Origin of the sequence: Leisingera coralii (genome assembly GCF_049056525.1) — a bacterium.
Taxonomy (GTDB): domain Bacteria; phylum Pseudomonadota; class Alphaproteobacteria; order Rhodobacterales; family Rhodobacteraceae; genus Leisingera; species Leisingera coralii.
The window spans coordinates 47,794-66,915 of record NZ_JBHUPT010000071.1; the positions used below are offsets into that span (position 1 = coordinate 47,794).

Consider the following 19,122-nt stretch of genomic DNA (forward strand, 5'->3'; position numbering starts at 1 on the left):
AGGGAGAACCCGATGGCCAAGACAACCACTGTTAAGCACAAGTTTTATGTTGTCGATCTTGTGCGCTCCAAGCCCAAGCTGAACTACATCGAAATCCCGAAATACCGGGTCGATGTGGAGCTTGAGGTCACCACCAAGGGCACGATGAAAAAGCCGGATCCGGCGCCATCAACCAAGCTGAAGCGCCTGGAAGAAGCCGGCATGGCCGAGCTGGAGCGTTATGAGAAGGTGATCACCGAAGAGGCGGTGAAGCTGGACGCCAAGGTCGGCAAGCTGATGGAGACGCCGGGGGCGGCGGCGCAGAAAGAAGCGGAAAAGATGATCCAGGCGACCAACGCCTCGATCAAGAACGCGCTGGATTCGGCGGAAGGTGCCGCTCACAAAGCCATCGAGGCCAGGCTCAAGAAGGAAGCCCAGGGCGACAAGCTGCTGAAGGAGGCGCGGGTCAAGACCACCCTCAAGGTGGGGCTGGGCACGATCAAGATCGCCGGCTCGGTGGCCAAGCTGGTGGCGACCTCCGGGGCGGATGTGACCTCCTACAAAACGATTGTGGTCGAGGTTGTGAAGCTGGGGATGGAGATCAACCAGCAGCTCAAGAACGAGGCCAAGCTGCGCAAGGATCTGTATACCGGGATCCAAGCCTATATCACTTTGCGCGGCACCGTTCTGATGCAGGCGGCGGAGCGGCAGGGGATTACCGACACCAAAGGCATTTCGGTGAAAAAGCCGATTGAAGCGATCAAGAAGCTGACCGCCAAGGCGCTGGCGATGGGCGACGAGGTGACCAAGGGCAAGGACGCCAAGTCGATCGCCAAGAACTTGCTGGATGCCACGGTCAAGGGGATCTCGGCCAAGGTGAATGACGCTGAGAAGGCGCGCAAAGCCTATCGCGAGCACACCACCAAGACCCGCAACAAGACCGACAGCCTCGGCGTGTCGGCGGATAAGCTGATGAAGAAGGTGCGCGCCTCGAAGACCCTGAAGGAAGGGGTGAAGCTGGGGGCGGAATGCATGACGCTGAAACGCGCCGCAAGCGAGCTGGCGGCCAAGCTGAAGGACCGCGAACAGTATCTTGAGGAAATGCAGGCCCTGATGGAGGGCAACGGCATGAAGGTCGACGATCAGACCACGATCCAGAAGCTCAAGGCGCTGGACAAGAAGACGATCGCTTCCGAGGCCTCCACGCTGATGGGGGCGATCAAGACCGTGAAGAGCCTGGTGGACAACGTCAGCAAGGCGGTGGCCTGATCCAGGCCGGCAGACTATTGGCCCGGTTCAAAGCCGGCCGGGCCGCAGAAAGGGAGAAGACCAGTGGAAACCCAGGCCAGCAGCGGCATGACGCTTCGGGACCGCGCACGCGAATTCGTCGAGCGGCCCTGGGTGACCAATACCATTTTGGGCATCATCATTTTCAACGCCATCACTCTGGGCCTTGGCACCTCGGGCGCGGTGCGGGCGCATGCGGGCGGGCTGCTGGATGTGATCGACACCACTGTTCTGACCATCTTTGTGCTGGAACTGGCGCTCAAGCTGTTTGCCTACGGGCTGCGGTTCTTCTCTTCGGCGTGGAACATCTTCGACCTGGTAGTGGTTTCCTTCGGGCTGCTGCCGGACAGCCAGGGCCTGTCGGCCTTGCGCGGCCTGCGGGTGGTGCGCGCCCTGCGCCTGCTGTCGGTCATTCCGCAGATGCGCGCGGTGGTGCAGGCGCTGCTGGATGCCTTGCCGGGCATGGGCGCGGTGATCGTGATGATCTCCATCGTGTTCTATGTCTTCGGCGTGATGGCGACGATGATGTACGGGGCGGCCTTTGACGAATGGTTCGGCACCCTGGGGCGGTCGCTCTATTCGCTGTTCCAGATCATGACGCTGGAAAGCTGGTCGATGGGGATTGTGCGTCCGGTGATGGAGGAGTTCCCCTTTGCCTGGTCGTTCTTTGTGCCCTTCATCGTGATCACCGCGTTTTCGGTGCTGAACCTGTTCATCGGTCTTCTGGTCAATACCATGCAGTCAGCTGTGGAGGCGGAAGCCGAGGCAGAATTCGAGAAGCTGCGGGAACTGGTGAAATCGGAAACCGATGTGGTCGATGCGCATGTGATGGAGCTGCATGAGGAGATCAAGGCGCTCAGGGCGGAAATCGCGGAGCTGAAAGGGCAGGGCAATGGCTGACAGCTCGCAGAAGTTCATTGCCCGCAACCGGGCGCCGCGGGTTCAGATTGAATATGACGTGGAGCTGTATGGTGCCGAGAAGAAGGTGCAGCTGCCCTTTGTGATGGGGGTGATGAGCGACCTGGTGGGGAAATCCACGGTGGAGCAGCCCGCCGTTGCAGACCGCAAGTTCCTGGAAATCGACGTCGACAACTTCGACGAGCGGATGAAGGGGCTGGCACCGCGCGCCGCCTTCACCGTGCCCAACACGCTGACCGGCGAGGGCAACCTGGCGGTGGACCTCACGTTCGAGAGCATGGCGGATTTCTCGCCCGGCGCGATCGCCGCCAAGGTGGACGCCTTGCGGCCCCTGCTGGAGGCGCGCACCCAGCTGCAGAACCTGATGGCCTATATGGACGGCAAGACCGGCGCCGAGACGCTGATCGAGACGATCCTGAACGATCCGTCGCTGCTGCAGGCGGTGTCGGCGCCGGCGGCGGATACGGACAGCGCTGCTGCCTTGGACAGCCTGCGCAATCTGGAGCTGCCGGAGGAAGAGGCGGACACCAGCGGCGGCGTGCTTGCAGGCCTTGCCGCGCAGGCACCGGCGGATGCGGCGCCTGAGGATGCCTCGGGCGGGGTTCTGGACGCGCTGCGGGAGGTGGTGCCGGAAGCGCAGGCGGCAGAGGATGCTTCGGCCGGGGTTTTGGAGGGGTTGCGTTCTGCCGCTCCGGAGGAGGCTGAACCGCAGGACACCTCGGCGGATGTGCTGGCGGGGCTGAGCGCTGCGGCGCCTGAAGACGCGGGTGAGCCGGATGACTCGGCGGATGCCTTGGCGTCCCTGGCGGCGGCCGAAGTACCGGAAACGGTTGCAGAGGACCGCTCCGCTGCCGTGCTCGAAGGTCTGGCGCAGGCGGAGGTCCCGGAACCGGAAGAAGAAGATGCCTCCGGTGACGTGCTGGCGGGGCTTGCGGCTGAAGCGCCGGACGAGACTGAAGCGGAGGATACCTCTGGCAGCGTTCTGAACGGGCTGCGGGCGGCGGAGCCTGATGAAGCGGAGACCGGGGACGGTTCGGCGGATGTGCTGGCTGGTTTGAGTGCCGCCGCGCCGCAGGAGGAAGATCAGGGCGACGCGGCCGGAGAGGCGCTTGCGTCGCTGGCGGGGGCGGAGGTTCCGGACGCTGAGGAAGACGATCAGACCGGGTCTGTCCTGGAAGGTCTGGCGCAAGCGGATATTCCGGAGCAGGCGGAAGATACTTCCGGAGAGGTGCTTGCCGGGCTGGCAGCGCAGGAGGTGGAGGAAGACGCGCCGGAAGACACGGCCTCAGCCGCGCTGGAGAGCCTTTCGGAAGTTGAGGTGGCCGAGGCGGACGCGGAGGACCATTCCGGCGTTCTGGACGCTCTCGCGGATACCGGAGTGGAGGAGCCTGAGGACACCGCAGCGGAGGACGCGCTGGAAAGCCTGGCGGCTGTTGAGGTTGAAGAGCCGGCGGCGGAGGATCACACCGGCGTTCTTGGCGGGCTTGCAGAGCAGGCGCCCGAAGAGATTGCGGAAGAGGATGCTGCGGGCGCGGCTTTGGAGAGCCTGGCCGCGGCCGACGTGCCGGAGGCTGAAGATGCGGGAGAAGCGTCTTCGGTTCTGGATGAACTCGCCTCGATCGAGGTGCGGGAGGAGGGCGAGGACGAAGACGCCACCGGTGCCGCGCTGGAGAGCCTGGCCGCGGCGGAGGTTGAGGCACCCGAGGCTGAAGATCACTCGGACATTCTGGAAGGGCTGGCAGATCTGGAGCCTGAAGAGGCCGAAGCGGATGATGCTGCGGAGGCGGCTCTGGGCAGTCTTGAGCCTGTGGAGGCGGACGGGGACGAAGAAGAAGATGTTTCCGGCGTTCTGAGTGATCTCGCGGATATTGAGCTAGAGGCAGACGAGGAGGGCGAGGACGCCGCTGCAGCGCTGGAAAGCCTGGCGGATGCAGAGGTTTCGGCGGCTGAGGAAGACGACGGCCTGGACGATGTGCTTGGCGGTCTTCTGGACGATGCGCCTGCGGACGAAGGCGCCGGCAGCGAGGCGGAAGACGCGCTGGAGAGCCTTGCCTCTGTTGAGGTCGAGGAAGAGGACGAAGGCGGGTCCGAGGACGTGCTGGAAGGGCTGCTGGAAGGCGGTCTGAATGAGGCGGAGGACACGGACGAGGATCTGAGTGCGGTTCTGGATGGCCTTGAAGCACCGGAGGAGGCAGATGCCGGGGACAGTTCTGACGATGTTCTGGCCGGGCTTGCCGATGACCTGCCGGACGAGGCCGCGGAAGAGGACAGCGGCCTGGAGTCGATCCTCGGCGGGCTGGATGCGCCGGAGGAAGCGGAGGACAGCGATGATCTGAGTGCTGCGCTGGACACTCTGGACGCGCCTGCGGAGGAAGACGCGGACGACAGCGGGCTGGACGATTTGCTTGGCGATCTTGGCGGTGACAGCGTTGAAGACACGGCGGAGGAGGATGCCGGCGAGGTGCTGGATGCTCTGACCGCGGAAGAGGACAGCCCGGAAGACGCGGGCGGCGGCGAGCCGGACCTGGATCTGGACGCCTTGCTGGACAGCGGGGACGAGGCTGAGGCCATCGCCGGGGATGATGATCTCGACAGCTTGCTTGGGGACCTGGGCGAGGAGACGGAAGCCTCGGACGATGATGACCTGGAAGCGCTTTTGAGCGGCGCGGAGGAGGAAGCGGGCGCTGAGGACAGCGGTCTGGATGATTTGCTTGGCGATCTGGATGATGATGAAGCGGAAGCGGCTGAGGAGGACAGTTCCGGCGCGCTGCTGGCGGACGATGAGGACACTGAAGACGCCGGCGGGGATGATCTCGATGACTTGCTGGGCGATCTGGATGAACCCGGGGAAGCATCTGCAGAGGAGGCAGAAGACAGCAGCCTGGATGACCTGCTTGGCGGGTCGGAGGACGATGGCGCCGCCGCTGCCGGCGATGATGACCTGGACTCGCTGCTTGGGGATCTGGAAACGGAGGATAGCGGGGAGGCTGGCGTCGCCAGCCTGGACGATCTTCTTGGTGATCTGGGCAGCGGTGAGGAAGACGAAGGTGATCTCGACGATCTGCTGGCCGGTCTTGGGGAAGAGGCGGAGGCCGAGGAGGCGGCAGATGAGGAGAGCGCCGAGGATGACCTTGACGCGCTGCTGGGTGGTCTGGGGGATGCGGACTCCGATCTGGACAGTCTGATGGGCGATGACGGGGATATGGACCTCGACGATCTGCTGGGCGATCTTGGCGGCGATGATGAGGCGGCGGAGGATGCCGGCGGAGATGATCTGGATGCCCTCCTGGGGGATCTGGATGACGGCGGCAGCGAACCGGAGGCCGCGGCTGCGGTGGAAGCTTCTGAAGAACCGGAATTCGCTTATGGCACCATGAGCGCGGACCGGCCCGCAGCGCAGAAGCTGGAGCGCAAGCGGTTCCGGCTGGCGGTGCTGGGGGATTTTTCGGGCCGCGCGGCCAAGGGGCAGCTGGAGACCGGCGACGCGCTGGCGGCGCGCAAGGCGATCCTGCTGGACCCGGATACGGTTGAGGATGTGATCGAGCGCTTCGCCACGGAACTTGTCCTGCCGATTGGCAAGGAGGGCGCCGGGATTGCGGTGAAGCTGGAGGATCTGGACGGTCTGCATCCGGATGAACTCTATGAAAACGTTGAGCTGTTCTCGGAACTGGTAGGCCTGCGCAAGCAGCTGCAGAGCGGCGCGACGGCGGATCATGCGGCGGGGACGCTGAAGGCCTGGGCAGAGAAATACGGCACCCGGGCGCGGGCGCCCAAGCGCACCTCGGCGGGCAATGCGGTGCCTGCGGACAAGCGGCTGAGCGCCTTTCAGCAGCTGATCAAGGACACCGGCATTACACCGCGCCCGGCGACGCCGGTGGAGGAGCTGCTGGCGCGGGTTGTCGGCCCGCATATCCGGGCGCTGCCGGATCCGGACGTGGCGGCGATGCAGAAGGCGGTGGATGAGGCGCTGTCGGATGCGATGCGGCTGGTGCTGCATCATCCGGAGTTCCAGTCGGTGGAGGCGCAGTGGCGCTCGCTGGATCTGATGGCGCGTTCGATCGAGGCGGACGATACGCTGGATGTGATGCTCTATGACATCTCGGCGGAGGAGCTGGCGGCGGATCTGGCCGCGGAAGAGGATCTGTCGAAGACCGGCTTTGTGCGCCTCTTGACCGAGGAGCCGCTGGATGAGGAGAACGGCCGCGGCGGTTACTCGGCGCTGATCGGCATGTATCAGTTCGAGGAAACGCCGCCGCATGCGGAGCTGCTGGGCCGGATCGCGCGGGTGGCGGCGCATGTGGATGCGCCGTTCTTTGCGTCGATCTCACCGGAGTTTCTGAAAACGCCCAAGGCGGAGCGGCCCAAGCTGGTGGCGGAGGCCTGGAACACGCTGGAGGGCATGGCCGAGGCGGGGCATCTGGGGCTGGTAAGCCCGCGGTTCCTGCTGCGGCGCCCGTATGGTGAGAAAACCGATCCCTGTTATGAGTTTGATTTCGAGGAGTTTACCGAAACGGAAGGCCTGAAGGGTATGCTCTGGGCCAATCCGGTGGTGCTGGTGGCGATCCTTCTGGGGCGGTCCTTCAAGGAACACGGTCCGTCGCTGCAGCTGGGCAAGATCATGTCTTTGGGAGGGATGCCCTATCATTATGTGAACGACAAGTTCGGCGACCAGGTGGCGCTGCCCTGCACCGAGCGCAATATCGATCTGGACAAGATCGCGCTGGCGCAGGAACGGGGCTTTATGGCGGTGAGCGCGGTCAAGGGACGGGACGAGGTGCGGCTGACCTCCTTCAACTCCTTGAAGGGCATCGAGATTTTGGGGCCCTGGACCGGATTGCCGGCGCCTGAGCCCTCGCCGCCGGATCCGCGCGGGCTGCCGAAACCCAAACCGCCTGCGGGCGGCGGGGATGAAGATGATCTGGATTTGGGCGGTGATGACGGCGATGATCTCGGCCTGGACGATCTGGACCTCGGAGGAGATGACGGGGACGACCTTGACCTGGGTGAACTGGATTTCGACGCAGATGATGGAGACCTCGATGATCTGCTGGCGTCGTTTGGGGATGACGACGATGACGATGACGGCGACGAAGAAATGGATGCGGAGCTCGCCGCGCTTTTGGATGATTTGTGATGCGAATGTTTGAGAACACTGCCGGTGATTTCCGGCCCGGTTCCCTTCGCGGAAAGGAGGAACCATGGTTGTAAGCAAGGGCCATGAAAACGACCTCGCCTGGATGTCGGGGAGCTACAGCACCGAAGGCTTGATGCTGAGCCGCGCAATTGTGCGCGAGGGCTTGAGCAAGCTGACGGAGACCACCATCGAATTTGCCGCCACCAAGGCCCAGCCCAAGCTGGAGGATCTGGTCGGCAAGACGATGAACGTGCATGTGATGCGCAACCCGGACACGGAACAGCAGTTCTCCGGCCTGTGCATCTCGGTCGAATACCTGGGGTTCCGCAACGGCTATGAGATATATGTGGCGGAGGTGCGCCCCTGGTTCTGGCTGCTGACGCGGACCAGCGATTTGCGGGTGTTCCAGGAAAAGACCACGGTCGATATTATCAAGCAGCTGTTCAGCGAATACGGCTTCAGCGACTACACTGACAAGCTGAGCGAGAGCTATGAGCAGCGCGAGTACTGCCTGCAGTACCGTGAGAGCGATTATGACTTCCTGTGCCGGCTGATGGAGGAGGAGGGGATATATTTCTACTTCGACAGCACCACCAGCCCTAGCAGCCCCGAGAAACTGGTGCTGTGTGACGGCGTCAGCGGCCATTCTCCGGTCAAGGGCGGTGCGGATATCGAATTCCACGCCCGCGACGACCGCGACCGGCGGCGGGAGGAGCATATTTCGGAATGGGCCAAGGAGGAAATCCTGACCCGCGGCAAGGTCACCCTGAACGATTTCGACTTCCTGACCCCGTCGGCGGACCTCAAGGCCGCCTCGGCAATTGCCAAGGGCAAGCATTCCCACAAGGATTACGAGGTTTACGACTACCAGGGCCATTACCGCAAGAATTCCGGCCTGGGCACCAAGCGGACGCGGGTGCAGATGGAGGCGCAGGCGATCAAGCACAAGCGCTGGCGCGGCGCGTCCAGCGTGGCGACCCTGGGCACCGGCTATACCTTCACCATGAAGGAGCATCCGGTGGCGGAGAACAACCAGGAGTATCTGGTCACCGACGCCGAACACCACATCAAGCTGGCCTGGGATTACGGCGAGCGGGAAAGCCGCACCACAGAGATCGCGACCTCGGGCGAGATGCGCCATGACGTGAAGCCGCGCAATATGGACTACCCCAAGGAGATGGAGCACGACACCTATGCGGCCACCTTTGGGGCGATCCTGAAGTCCGATCAGTTCCGGGCGCCGCTGGTAACCCCCTGGCCGGAGGTGCAGGGGCTGCAGACCGCCACCGTGGTCGGCAAGAGCGGCGAGGAGATCTGGACCGATGAGCACGGCCGGATCAAGATCCAGTTCCACTGGGACCGCGAAGGCAAGAAGAACGAGACCTCGTCCTGCTTTGTGCGGGTGATGACGCCCTGGTCGGGCAAGAACTGGGGCATGGTGGCGATCCCGCGGATGGGCCAGGAGGTGGTGATCCAGTTCGAGGACGGCAACCCGGACCGGCCGATCTGCACCGGCATGCTTTACAATGCGGAAACAATGCCGCCCTATACCTACCCCGACGACCAGACCCAGCTGGGGATCAAGACCAACTCATCCAAGGGCGGCGGCGGCTATAACGAGCTGATGTTCGACGACAAGAAGGACAGCGAACTGATGCGGGTTCAGGCCGAAAAGGATCACCAGATGCTGGTCAAGGACCGCTCGACGGTGACGGTCGGCATGGATGCACCCGACCCCGAGGTCACTTCGGCGGATGAAAAAAGCTATGTGTTCACGGTCCAGCAGCACATGACGGAAACCGTGCATCAGGGCGACCGCACCGAGGTGGTGGAAACCGGGGACAAGTCTGAGAACATCCAGACCGGCAACATGACCCTGGATGTGGATACCGGCAACCTGACCGAAACCATTGCCCAGGGCAACCACACGGAGACCGTGTCGCTGGGCAACCTGACCGTCGATGTCACCGCGGGCAAGATCGCGATGAGCGCTGGCCAGGAGATCAAGCTGACCGTGGGTGCCTCTTCGGTCAAGATCGACAATTCCGGCGTGACCATCAAAGGGCCGATGATCAAGATCGAAGGCACCGGCATGGTCGAAGCCAAGGCACCGATGACCACCGTGAAAGGCGAGGCCATGCTGACCCTGAAGGGCGGCCTCACGATGATCAACTAGGTGGTGCAGATGTCGGCAAGATTTGAAAAGCTGGTCAAGATGCCCTCCGACCCGGTAGCCAAGCTGCTGTCGCGGGCAAATGTGATCCTGAAGACGCCGCTGGAGGCACCGCCGACGGCGCAGGCCGGGGTGGTGCTGGAGGAGCTGGACCGCAAGGGCGCGCTGGTTGATCTCCTGCGGGTGCTGGCGGTGCTGCTGCCGCCGCGGGAACGGGTATGGTGGGCCTGCCTGGCCGCGCGCGACTATATCGGGCCGCGGTCGGACAAGGACCCGGCCTCGCTGACGGCGTCGGAGGCCTGGGTGTTCGACCCCAGCGAGGAGAACCGCGACAAGGCGCGGATCACCCTGGATCATGCCTATGTGGATGATGACACGGTAAACTGCGCGCTGGCGGTGCTCTATGCCGCCGGAACGCTGGGACCCGGAGAATTGAATCAATATCCTGCCCCTGCAGGCGCCTCGGAGGCGGCGGCCTTTGCCATGAATATGGTGGCCTTGGGTCAATTGTCTGATAAGTTTGAAGAACACGGCGGCGTTCTGGTTGAGCGCGCGCTGGATATCGCGCGCGGGGGCAAAGGTCAGGTGATCGAAGTCCCGCAGCACGCGGCGCAGGAATAACGGGAGGATGTAACAGATGGGAATGCCACAGGCCCGGATGACGGATCTGCATGCCTGCATGCTGCCCTCCACCCCGCCGCCGCCGGTTCTGCCGGTGCCGACGCCGATCCTGCCGCCTTGCGCGGTGACCGTGCTGGTTGCAAACCTGCCGGCCGCGCGCTTGGGTGACATGTGCACGGCGGCGCCCGCGCCGCACCCGATCATCAAGGGCTCGGCGACGGTGCTGATCAACAATATGCCGGCCGCGCGGATCCTGGACAACACCGCCTGCGGCGGCATGGTCGCCAAGGGTGAATTCACCGTGCTGGTGGGAGGTTAGGCCCAATCATGGGAGTGACGCTGAAGTTTCAAAGCTCGGGCGCGATGCCCGGCGATGCGGCCCCCGTTCCAATGCGGGGGCCGAGCCTCACGGTGGGGCGCGGCGCCAGCTGCGATCTGGTGCTGCCCGATCCGGACCAGATGCTGTCGCGCAATCACTGCGTGATCGAGGATCACAACGGCAATGTGGTGGTGGTGGACCTGAGCTCCAACGGCACCTTTCTGAACTATTCCAAGATCCCGCTGGGCCGGACGCCGACGCCGCTCAACAATGGCGATGTGCTGTGCATCGGCAACTATGAGCTGGTGGTGGAAATCCGCGACGATCTGATGGACGTCGGGGACATGATCGCGGCGCCCGCGGCGCAGGCGCCTGTTTCGCATGGCAATGCCGCCAATGCGCCCGACCCGCTGCAATTGCTGGAAGATGCCGGCCCGGGGGGCGATTTCCTGGACGATCTCCTGGGCGAGGGGCCGAAAGGGCCTGCGCAGCTGAACCCGGTCGACCCGATTGACGAGCTGCTGCCGCCGCTGGGCGAGGAGGAGGATCCGTTCTTCCAGAAAGCCAGCGACGGGCGCGAAGGCGAGGGGGCCAGCCTGGCCAACCACAATCCGACCGCCTCGGACGGGTTTGCCGCGCCCGCGGCGCAGTCTGGCATGATCCCGGACGATTGGGATGACGAGTTCCTGTCCGGCATCGGCGGGCCGGAGGAACCGGAGCCCAAGCCCGAGCCGCCGCGCGAGGTTCCGCCGCCGCCGCAGGAAGTGCCGCCTTCGGGTCCGCCCCAGGAAGCCCCTCCGGGACCGCCCCAGGAAACACCGACTTCGCCGCCGCAGGAGGCTCCGCCCTCTGCGCCGCCCGAAATTCCGCCCTACCAGAAGTCGGGTGCGCGGCCGGCGCCCTCTGCCGGGACGCAGGATGCGCTCGAGGCCTTTTTGAATGGTGCCGGCGCCGAAATCAGCATCGACCCGGCGGATCAGGCCAGCACCATGGCGCGCATGGGCCGGGTGATGCGGACGCTGGTCACCGGCTTGCGCGAAATCCTGATGACGCGGACCTCGATCAAGTCGGAATTCCGCATCGAGCAGACGATGATCTCGGCCGGCGGAAACAACCCGCTGAAATTCTCGATCACGCCGGAGCAGGCGATCGAGGCGATGGTGCGCCCGGCGACTAAGGGCTACCTCAGCCCCGAAACCGCCGCCGAGGAGGCGCTGAAGGACATCAAGGCGCATGAGGTGGCAATGGTCACCGGCATGGAGGCGGCGCTGAAAGGTGTGCTGAAACGCCTCGATCCCAAGGCGCTGGAAGCGCAGATCGAGGACAAGGGCGGCTTTACCGGCCTCTTGCGGGGCAAGAAGGCGCGGTACTGGGACGTTTACGAACAGCTTTATGCGGAGATTTCCGACCAGGCTGAGAATGATTTTCATGACCTGTTCAGCCGCGAATTTGCGCGGGCTTACAAGCAGCAGCTGGACAGGCTGAAGGAATGATTGGCGGCGCGCTGTGGCGCGTGCCTGCAAGTTAAGAGGAGATCCCGGTGTCCTGGGACAGCAAGGTACTTTGGACGGAGGGGCTGTTTCTGCAGCCGCATCACTTCCAGCAGTCCGACCGTTACAACGAGGCGCTGGTTGCCGGGCTGGCGCGGCGGCTCAGCCCCTATGCCTGGGGGGTGAACGGCCTGGAGATTGACCACGAGGCGCTGAAGATCGGCCAGTTTGCCGTCAAGTCCTGCGAGGGGCTGACCCATGACGGCACGGTGTTCCGGGTGCCGATGGCGGATCCGCACCCGCCGGCGATGGAGGTTCCGACCACGGTCAAGGATTGCATCGTCTACCTGACCGTGCCTCAACGGCGCCAGGGGGCGGTCGAGGTCGACCTGAGCGGCGCCGAGCGCTCCGCCAGCCGCCTGCGCCCGGACAAGCAGGAAGTGACCGACGTCACCTCGACCGAGCGCAAGCCGGTGGAGCTGGACGTGGGCAAGATGCGCCTGCAGTTCGCGCTGGAGGTGGATGATCTGGCCGACCTGCTGGCGGTGCCGGTGGCCCGCATCATCGAGGTGCGCCCGGACAAGGAGATTGTGCTGGACCAGGCGTTTATCCCGTCCTGCCTGGATGTGCGCGCAGCACCTGCGCTCAGCGGTTTCCTGCGGGAGCTCGAGGGGCTGCTGGCGCACCGCATGGAGGCGCTGGCGGGCCGCCTGTCGGAGGCGGGCGGCGCCCGCGGGGTGGCGGATGTGTCGGATTTCATGCTGCTGACGGTGGTGAACCGGATGCTGCCGCAGGTGCGCCACCTGCGCAATATCGAGAACCTGCACCCCGAACGCCTGTTCACGCTGTGCGCCGGGCTGGCGGGGGAGCTGTCGGTATTCATGTCGACCGAAAAGCAGGCGCCGGAGTTTCCGCCCTATACCCATGACAACCTGATGGAATGCTTTGCGCCGGTGATCCGGGTGCTGCGCCAGTACCTGAGTTCGGTGCTGGAGCAGACCGCGATCCCGATCAAGCTGGAGGCGCGCAAATACGGCATCTCGGTGGGGGTCATTGCCGACCGCAAGCTGCTGGGCAACGCCGGTTTTGTGCTGGCGGTCAGCGCCGATATCCCGGCCGAGGACGTGCGCAAGCATTTCTCCGGCCAGGCCAAGATCGGCCCGGTGGAGGAAATCCGCCAGCTGGTGAACTCGGCGCTGCCCGGGATCACGCTCCGGCCCCTGCCGGTGGCGCCGCGGCAGATCCCCTATCATTCGGGTGTGGTCTACTTCGAGATGGACGCGGACAGCCCCTATTGGCGCAAGATGACCACCTCGGGCGGGATCGCGGTGCATGTGTCGGGACAGTATCCGGGGCTCAAGATGGAGCTTTGGGCAATCCGTAATGCATAAGGGAAGGCGCTGAGATGGCTGATTATGACGATCCCTTTGCCGAACCGGGGGATACCGACAAGACGGTGATCAAGCCGAACCCGGGCGGGCGGCGCTCTGCCGCGCCGATGCAGCAGCCGGAGACACCGCAGGCCCAGCCGGCGCCGGAACAGCCGGCTGCGCCTGCCGAGGCCGGGCTGGATGCCTATGGCGTGCCGCAGGCGGCGGCGCCGAAACCGCAGGCCGCGGCTGGCGGTCAGAAGGCGCCGAAGATGGCGCTGACGGGGATGAACCAGCTGACCGCCTGCGCCTCGACCCTGTTTGCGCTGATTTCCCGGATCCGCAACCGGGCCCAGCACATGGACCCGGACGCGCTGCGCAAGAGCGTTGTGGCAGAGGTGCGCGCGTTTGAAAACCGCGCCCTGCAGGCAGGTATTGCCGCGCAGACCGTGAAGATCGCCCGTTATGCGCTGTGCGCGACGCTGGACGATGTGGTGCTGAACACGCCCTGGGGCGGCCAGTCCTCCTGGGGTCTGCAGTCGATGGTGGCGACCTTCCACCGCGAGGTGGTCGGCGGCGACCGGTTCTATGACCTGCTGGCGCGGCTGGAAAAGGAGCCCGGCGCCAATATCGACATGCTTGAGTTCCTGTACATGTGCCTGTCGCTGGGGTTCGAGGGCCGCTTGCGGGTGGAGCAGGGCGGTTCCGAGAAACACCTGCAGATCCGCGGCGCGCTGGCGCGGATCATCCGCAACCAGCGCGGGCCGGTGGAGCGCGATCTGTCGCCGCATTGGGAAGGTCTGGTGAAACCGTTCAAGGCGCTGTCGGTCTGGCGGCTGGTGTGGATTACGCTGGCGGCCACTGCTGCCGTGCTGGCGCTGCAGTTCATCGGCCTCAGCTGGATGCTGTCGAACAAGACCGAGAACGTGGTGGGGCAGCTGTCCATTGTCGACTCCGGTCCCAAGGTGGAGCTGGAGCGGCGGGCGCCGCCGCCGCCGCCGCCGCCGCTGGCACCGACCACAGAGGAACAGGTCGCCAAGGTGGCCGGCTTCCTGGAGCCGGAAATCAAGGAAGGCATCGTGCAGGTGTTCCAGAAGGGCAACACGCTGATCATCCGGCTGACCGGCTCTGGCATGTTTGGCTCCGGCTCGGATCAGCTGAGCAAGGCGTTCCGCACGCCTGTCAACCGGGTGGCCGAGGCGCTGAACGATGAAAAGGGCAGGATTATCGTGGCAGGGCATTCGGACAATGTGCCGATCCGCTCCTCCCGCTTCCCGTCCAACATGGCGCTGTCGCTGGCACGCGCGAAATCGGTGATGGCTGGCATGGCCAGGGTGATGACCAACCCGGACCGGCTGTCGGCCGAGGGCCGCGCCGACAAGGAGCCGATTGCAGACAACAGCACCCGCGCAGGGCGGGCCAAGAACCGCAGGATCGAAATCCTGCTGGTTCAGGAGGTTGAAGGATGATCCGCCGTTATATCTTTCCCCTGTTCCGGTCGATCTACACGGTTCTGATGCTGCTGGCATTGGCACTGTCGGCCTGTGTGTGGTTCTTTGCGCCCTTCATCGGCAGCGCCGACTGGCGCCCGTTTGACGGCGTGATGGCGCGGCTGATCACCATCGGGGTGATCTGGCTTTTGTACTTCATCATCATCGGCCTCATCTTCTGGCGGCGGCGCCGCAAGGACAAGGAGATGACCGAGGAGATGGCCGAAGTGGCCGACACCTCGGAAGATGATGTCTTGTCGGAGGAAATCGGCGAGCTGCGCGGCAAGTTCAAGGACGCGATGAAGGAGCTGCGCAAGTCCAAGGGCGGCCGACGCCATCTGAACGACCTGCCCTGGTACATCATGATCGGCCCGCCGGGCGCGGGCAAAACCACGGCGATTGTCAACTCGGGCCTGCAGTTCCCGCTGGCCGAGAAGCTGGGCAAGGCGGCGATTGGCGGCGTCGGCGGCACCCGCAACTGCGACTGGTGGTTCACCAATGACGCGGTGCTGATCGACACCGCCGGGCGCTATACCACCCAGGAAAGCGATGCGGATGCGGACAATGCGGCCTGGCTGGGCTTCCTGGGTTTGCTCAAGAAATACCGCAAGCGGCAGCCGATCAACGGCGCCATCGTCGCGATCTCGCTGTCGGACCTCAGCTTGCAGGATGAGATCACCCAGAAAAGCCATGCCGCCGCGGTGCGCCACCGCCTGGCGGAGCTGCGCGAGAAGCTGGGGGTGCGCTTCCCGGTCTATGTGCTGTTCACCAAGGCGGACCTGATCGCCGGCTTCCAGGAGTTCCATGACTCCCTGGGCAAGGAAGACCGCGAACAGGTCTGGGGCTTCACCCTGCCGCTGCCCAAGGGCAAGAAGGAAGAGCCGCCGATTGCCGCGTTTGACGCGGAATTCGGGCTGCTGCTGGGGCAGATCAACGCTCAGCTCCTGGAGAAGATGCAGACCGAGACCGACCATCAGCGCCGGGCGCTGATTGCCGGCTTCCCGGCGCAGGTGTCCTCGATGCGCGGTGTCGCCCGCGACTTCCTGATGGAGGTGTTCCAGGACAACCGCTATGCGCAGCGGCAGATGCTGCGCGGGGTCTATTTCACCTCGGGCACCCAGGAGGGTACGCCGATCGACCGGCTGATGCTGGGCATGGCGCAGACCTTTGGCATCGGGCGCCAGGCGATTGGCTCGGGGCAGGGGACCGGACGGTCGTTCTTCCTGACCCGGCTGTTCGAAGGGGTGATGTTCCCGGAGGCGGGGCTGGTCTCTGCCGATGACAAGGTCGAGCGCCGCTACCGCTGGACGCGGCGGATTGCGATTGCCGCGACCGTGCTGGTGGCCATTGCGATGGGCACGCTGTGGGTGCGGTCCTATCTCAGGAACACCGATCTGATTGCCCAGGCCGAGGGCCAGGTTTCGGTCTATCAGGCTGCCGCGGCCCAGCTGCCGCCAAGTCCGGTCGGCGATACCGATCTGGTGCCGGTGGCGGCAGCGCTGAACAACCTGCGCGACATGCCGGGCAATCCGGTGCTGTCCGACCCGGAGCCCGAGCGGGCGATGACCTATGGGCTGTACCAGGGCGAGGTGATCGGCACCCAGGCGGCGCAGACTTACCGCGGCGCGCTGAACCAGCGCCTGCTGCCGCGGCTGCTGGTGCGGCTGGAGCAGCAGATCGAGGGCAATATCAACAACCCCGATACGCTGTATGAGGCGCTGAAGATCTACCTGATGCTGGGCCTGCAGGGGCCGATGAACCAGGATCTGGTCAAGGAATGGATGCGGCTGGACTGGGAGAACATTGCCTATCCCGGCATTGCCCGCACCCAGCTGCGCGCCGATCTGATGGACCACCTGACGGCGCTGCTGTCGCAGCCGATGGAGGAGATTGCGCTGAACGGGCCGCTGGTTGACCAGGCGCAGAATATCCTGTCGGAAATGCCGCTGGCGCAGCGGGTCTACAACGGCATCCTCAATTCGCAGAAGGCCACAAGCCTGCCGAAATGGCGGATTACCGATGTCGGCGGCCCGTCGGTCAAGCGGGTGCTGGTGCGCAGCTCCGGCAAGCCGCTGAATGACGGCATCGAGGGCATCTTTACCTATGACGGCTTCCACAACGTGTTCCTGCCGGAGGCGGTCAGCGTCGCCGAGCGGGTCCACCGCGAGGCCTGGGTGCTGGGCGAGCAGAGCGAGGCAGCCCAGAACGAGGCGGTTCTGCTGAAGCTCAGCCGCGATGTTCTGGACCTCTATTACAACGACTACATCAGCCGTTATGATCAGATCCTCGGCGATATCGACATCATCCCGCTGGAGTCGCTTTCCCATGCGGTGGAGGTGACCAATGTTCTTTCAGGGCCGACCTCGCCCATCGTCAACATCCTGACGGAGGTCAGCAATGAGACCCGGCTGAACGAGGACAAGTCGGTGCTGGATGCGGGCTCGCTGAGTGCGGGCGCGCAGAATGTGGCGGCGATCGAGGCGCGGTCGAACCTGTCGATCCAGGGCCAGATCCTGCTGGAAGCGCTGGTCAATTCCGCCACCAATGCGCCGGGCCAGGCGGCCAAGCCGCCAGGGGCCTATGTGCAGGAACGCTTCGAATGGCTCTATGAACTGGTCAACCGGCCCGAGGGGCAGCCCTCGCAGCTGGATGACCTGATGGGGCAGCTGCAGCTGGTCTATCAGGAGCTGAACAAGATGTCCTTCTCCGGTGTCGCCACCGGCGGCCAGAGCGGTCAGGCGCTGTTGCAGTTCCAGCAGACCGCCAGCCGCATGGGCGGGCCGCTGCCCCGCTGGGCAACGCAGATTTCGGCCGGGTCCTCCGGGATCACCTCCGAGGGCACACGGGCGTCGATCAACGCGCGCTGGCAGTCCACCGTGCTGCCGTTCTGCGAAAAGGCGCTGGCCAACCGCTATCCGTTCAACCGCTCGGCCCGGGCCGATGTGGCGATGGCGGATTTTGCCAAGCTGTTTGCGCCGGGCGGATTGATCGACGGCTTCTTCAATGACCAGCTCTTGAAATATGTCGACACCCGCAGCCGCCCCTGGACCTGGAAACGGGTGAATGACGTGGATCTGGGTATCAGCCAGGCGGTGCTGCAGCAGATGCAATATGCCTCCGAGATCAAGGAGGCGTTCTTTGCCGGCGGCGCGCAGCCTGCGGTGCAGTTCCAGATCACCGTCAACGCGCTGGACCCCAAGGCCAAGGAGGTTCTGCTGGAGATCGACGGGACCAAGGTGGCCTATAACCACCGCTCAGGTGCGCCGACGCCGGTGGCGGTGACCTGGCCGGGCTCGGTCGGGCTGGCGCGGCTGACCCTGCTGCCGCAGAAGCGTGACAGCGAGAATGTGCTGTCGCGGGACGGGCCCTGGGCCTGGTTCCGGCTGCTGGACGCGGCAGAGGTGCGCCGCACCAATGTCTCGGACCGGCGCCGGGTGAACTTCCGCGTGGGCGGCCGGCTGGCGCTGTTCGAGCTGCAGTCCGGTTCGGTGATCAATCCCTTCGCCCTGCCGGCGATGGCAAAATTCAGCTGCCCGAAGTCGATGTGATGGCGGGATTTGGCGCCTTCGGTAAGATGCCGTCAGCCGGGGATTTCTTCCGGCTGAACACGCCGGGCGGGTTTGTGCGGGTGTGGGACGCCTGGCTGCAGCAGGTGCTGCTGGACGGCAGGGCGGCCTATGGCTCAGGCTTCGACGCGCACTATATGACCGCGCCGATCTGGCGGTTCACCCTGCCTGCCGGTCTGGCCGGTCCGGGTAAGGTCATGGGCGTCATGATGCCCTCTGTCGACCGTGTCGGGCGCCGGTTTCCGCTGACGCTGATGGCGGGTTTGCCGGGGCAGGGGGCGGCGGGCTCGTACCACTTCGGCGAGGCCGCGTTGTTTGAACGGCTGGAGGACGTGGTGCTGGATGCATTGGAGGACACGATGACCAAGGACCGCCTGGCAGAAACTCTCGCAGAGATACCGGCGCCGGAGGCACGGGCAGAAGGCCCCTGGCCGGATCCGGACGTGGCGGTGGTTCTGGCCGGGGGGCATGGTCTGGAGAGGCTGCCTGCCGGTATGCCGGGCGATGTGCTGGGCGCCCGGCTGGCGGCATGCAGCCTGTGGACGGCGGTTCTGGACGGGGAGCCGCGAACGCTGGCGTGCAACGGGCTGCCGCAGGGCCCTGCGGCGCTGGGGCTGTTTGACCTCGGCGCGCCGGTCTGGGCGGGGGCCGAGGTTTCATGATGAACCCGATGCGCAAATACCGTTATACCGCGAAGACCCATGTGGGGCTGAAGCGCAAGGTCAACGAGGATGCTGTTCTGGCGCTGCCGGAGCATGACATCTGGCTGGTCGCC

At 64.6% G+C, this 19,122-nt stretch carries 11 protein-coding genes and 1 pseudogene; all 12 read left to right on the forward strand.

Going from position 1 to position 19,122, the window contains the following annotated elements:
- Window positions 1-12 precede the first annotated feature (12 nt).
- A complete protein-coding gene (locus tag ACFMBG_RS20360; RefSeq protein ID WP_421056507.1) occupies window positions 13-1,248 on the forward strand; it encodes a hypothetical protein in 1,236 nt (411 codons plus the stop codon).
- Window positions 1,249-1,335: 87 nt separating this feature from the next.
- Window positions 1,336-2,166 (forward strand): ion transporter, encoded by an 831-nt coding sequence (locus ACFMBG_RS20365; protein ID WP_421056516.1) that lies wholly within the window; start codon window positions 1,336-1,338, stop codon window positions 2,164-2,166.
- Window positions 2,159-2,656, forward strand: a pseudogene (gene tssB, locus ACFMBG_RS20370) (type VI secretion system contractile sheath small subunit); the annotation flags it as partial. The gene ACFMBG_RS20365 and the pseudogene tssB, both read left to right, overlap by 8 nt.
- 1,089 nt (window positions 2,657-3,745) lie before the next feature.
- Window positions 3,746-7,318, forward strand: coding sequence for a type VI secretion system contractile sheath domain-containing protein (locus ACFMBG_RS20375; RefSeq protein WP_421056517.1), 3,573 nt, complete (start codon window positions 3,746-3,748; stop codon window positions 7,316-7,318).
- Window positions 7,319-7,382: 64 nt separating this feature from the next.
- Entirely contained in the window at window positions 7,383-9,494 is a 2,112-nt protein-coding gene (locus ACFMBG_RS20380; protein ID WP_421056508.1) for a type VI secretion system Vgr family protein, read from the forward strand.
- Window positions 9,495-9,503: 9 nt separating this feature from the next.
- Complete coding sequence (locus tag ACFMBG_RS20385; RefSeq protein ID WP_421056509.1) at window positions 9,504-10,112, forward strand: DUF6931 family protein; 609 nt, start codon at window positions 9,504-9,506, stop codon at window positions 10,110-10,112.
- A 16-nt stretch (window positions 10,113-10,128) separates the two neighbouring features.
- A complete protein-coding gene (locus tag ACFMBG_RS20390; protein ID WP_421056510.1) occupies window positions 10,129-10,431 on the forward strand; it encodes a PAAR domain-containing protein in 303 nt (100 codons plus the stop codon).
- Between the two features lie 8 nt (window positions 10,432-10,439).
- Window positions 10,440-11,924 (forward strand): type VI secretion system-associated FHA domain protein TagH, encoded by a 1,485-nt coding sequence (gene tagH, locus ACFMBG_RS20395; protein ID WP_421056511.1) that lies wholly within the window; start codon window positions 10,440-10,442, stop codon window positions 11,922-11,924.
- A gap of 47 nt (window positions 11,925-11,971) precedes the next feature.
- Window positions 11,972-13,312, forward strand: a complete 1,341-nt coding sequence (tssK, locus tag ACFMBG_RS20400) for a type VI secretion system baseplate subunit TssK (RefSeq protein ID WP_421056512.1) — start codon at window positions 11,972-11,974, stop codon at window positions 13,310-13,312.
- A gap of 14 nt (window positions 13,313-13,326) precedes the next feature.
- Window positions 13,327-14,760, forward strand: coding sequence for a type VI secretion system protein TssL, long form (gene tssL, locus ACFMBG_RS20405; RefSeq protein WP_421056513.1), 1,434 nt, complete (start codon window positions 13,327-13,329; stop codon window positions 14,758-14,760).
- Window positions 14,757-18,329, forward strand: coding sequence for a type VI secretion system membrane subunit TssM (gene tssM / locus ACFMBG_RS20410; protein ID WP_421056514.1), 3,573 nt, complete (start codon window positions 14,757-14,759; stop codon window positions 18,327-18,329). The genes tssL and tssM overlap by 4 nt, the downstream gene beginning before the upstream one ends.
- Window positions 18,329-19,009, forward strand: a complete 681-nt coding sequence (tagF, locus tag ACFMBG_RS20415; protein WP_421056515.1) for a type VI secretion system-associated protein TagF — start codon at window positions 18,329-18,331, stop codon at window positions 19,007-19,009. The genes tssM and tagF overlap by 1 nt, the downstream gene beginning before the upstream one ends.
- Window positions 19,010-19,122 lie beyond the last annotated feature (113 nt).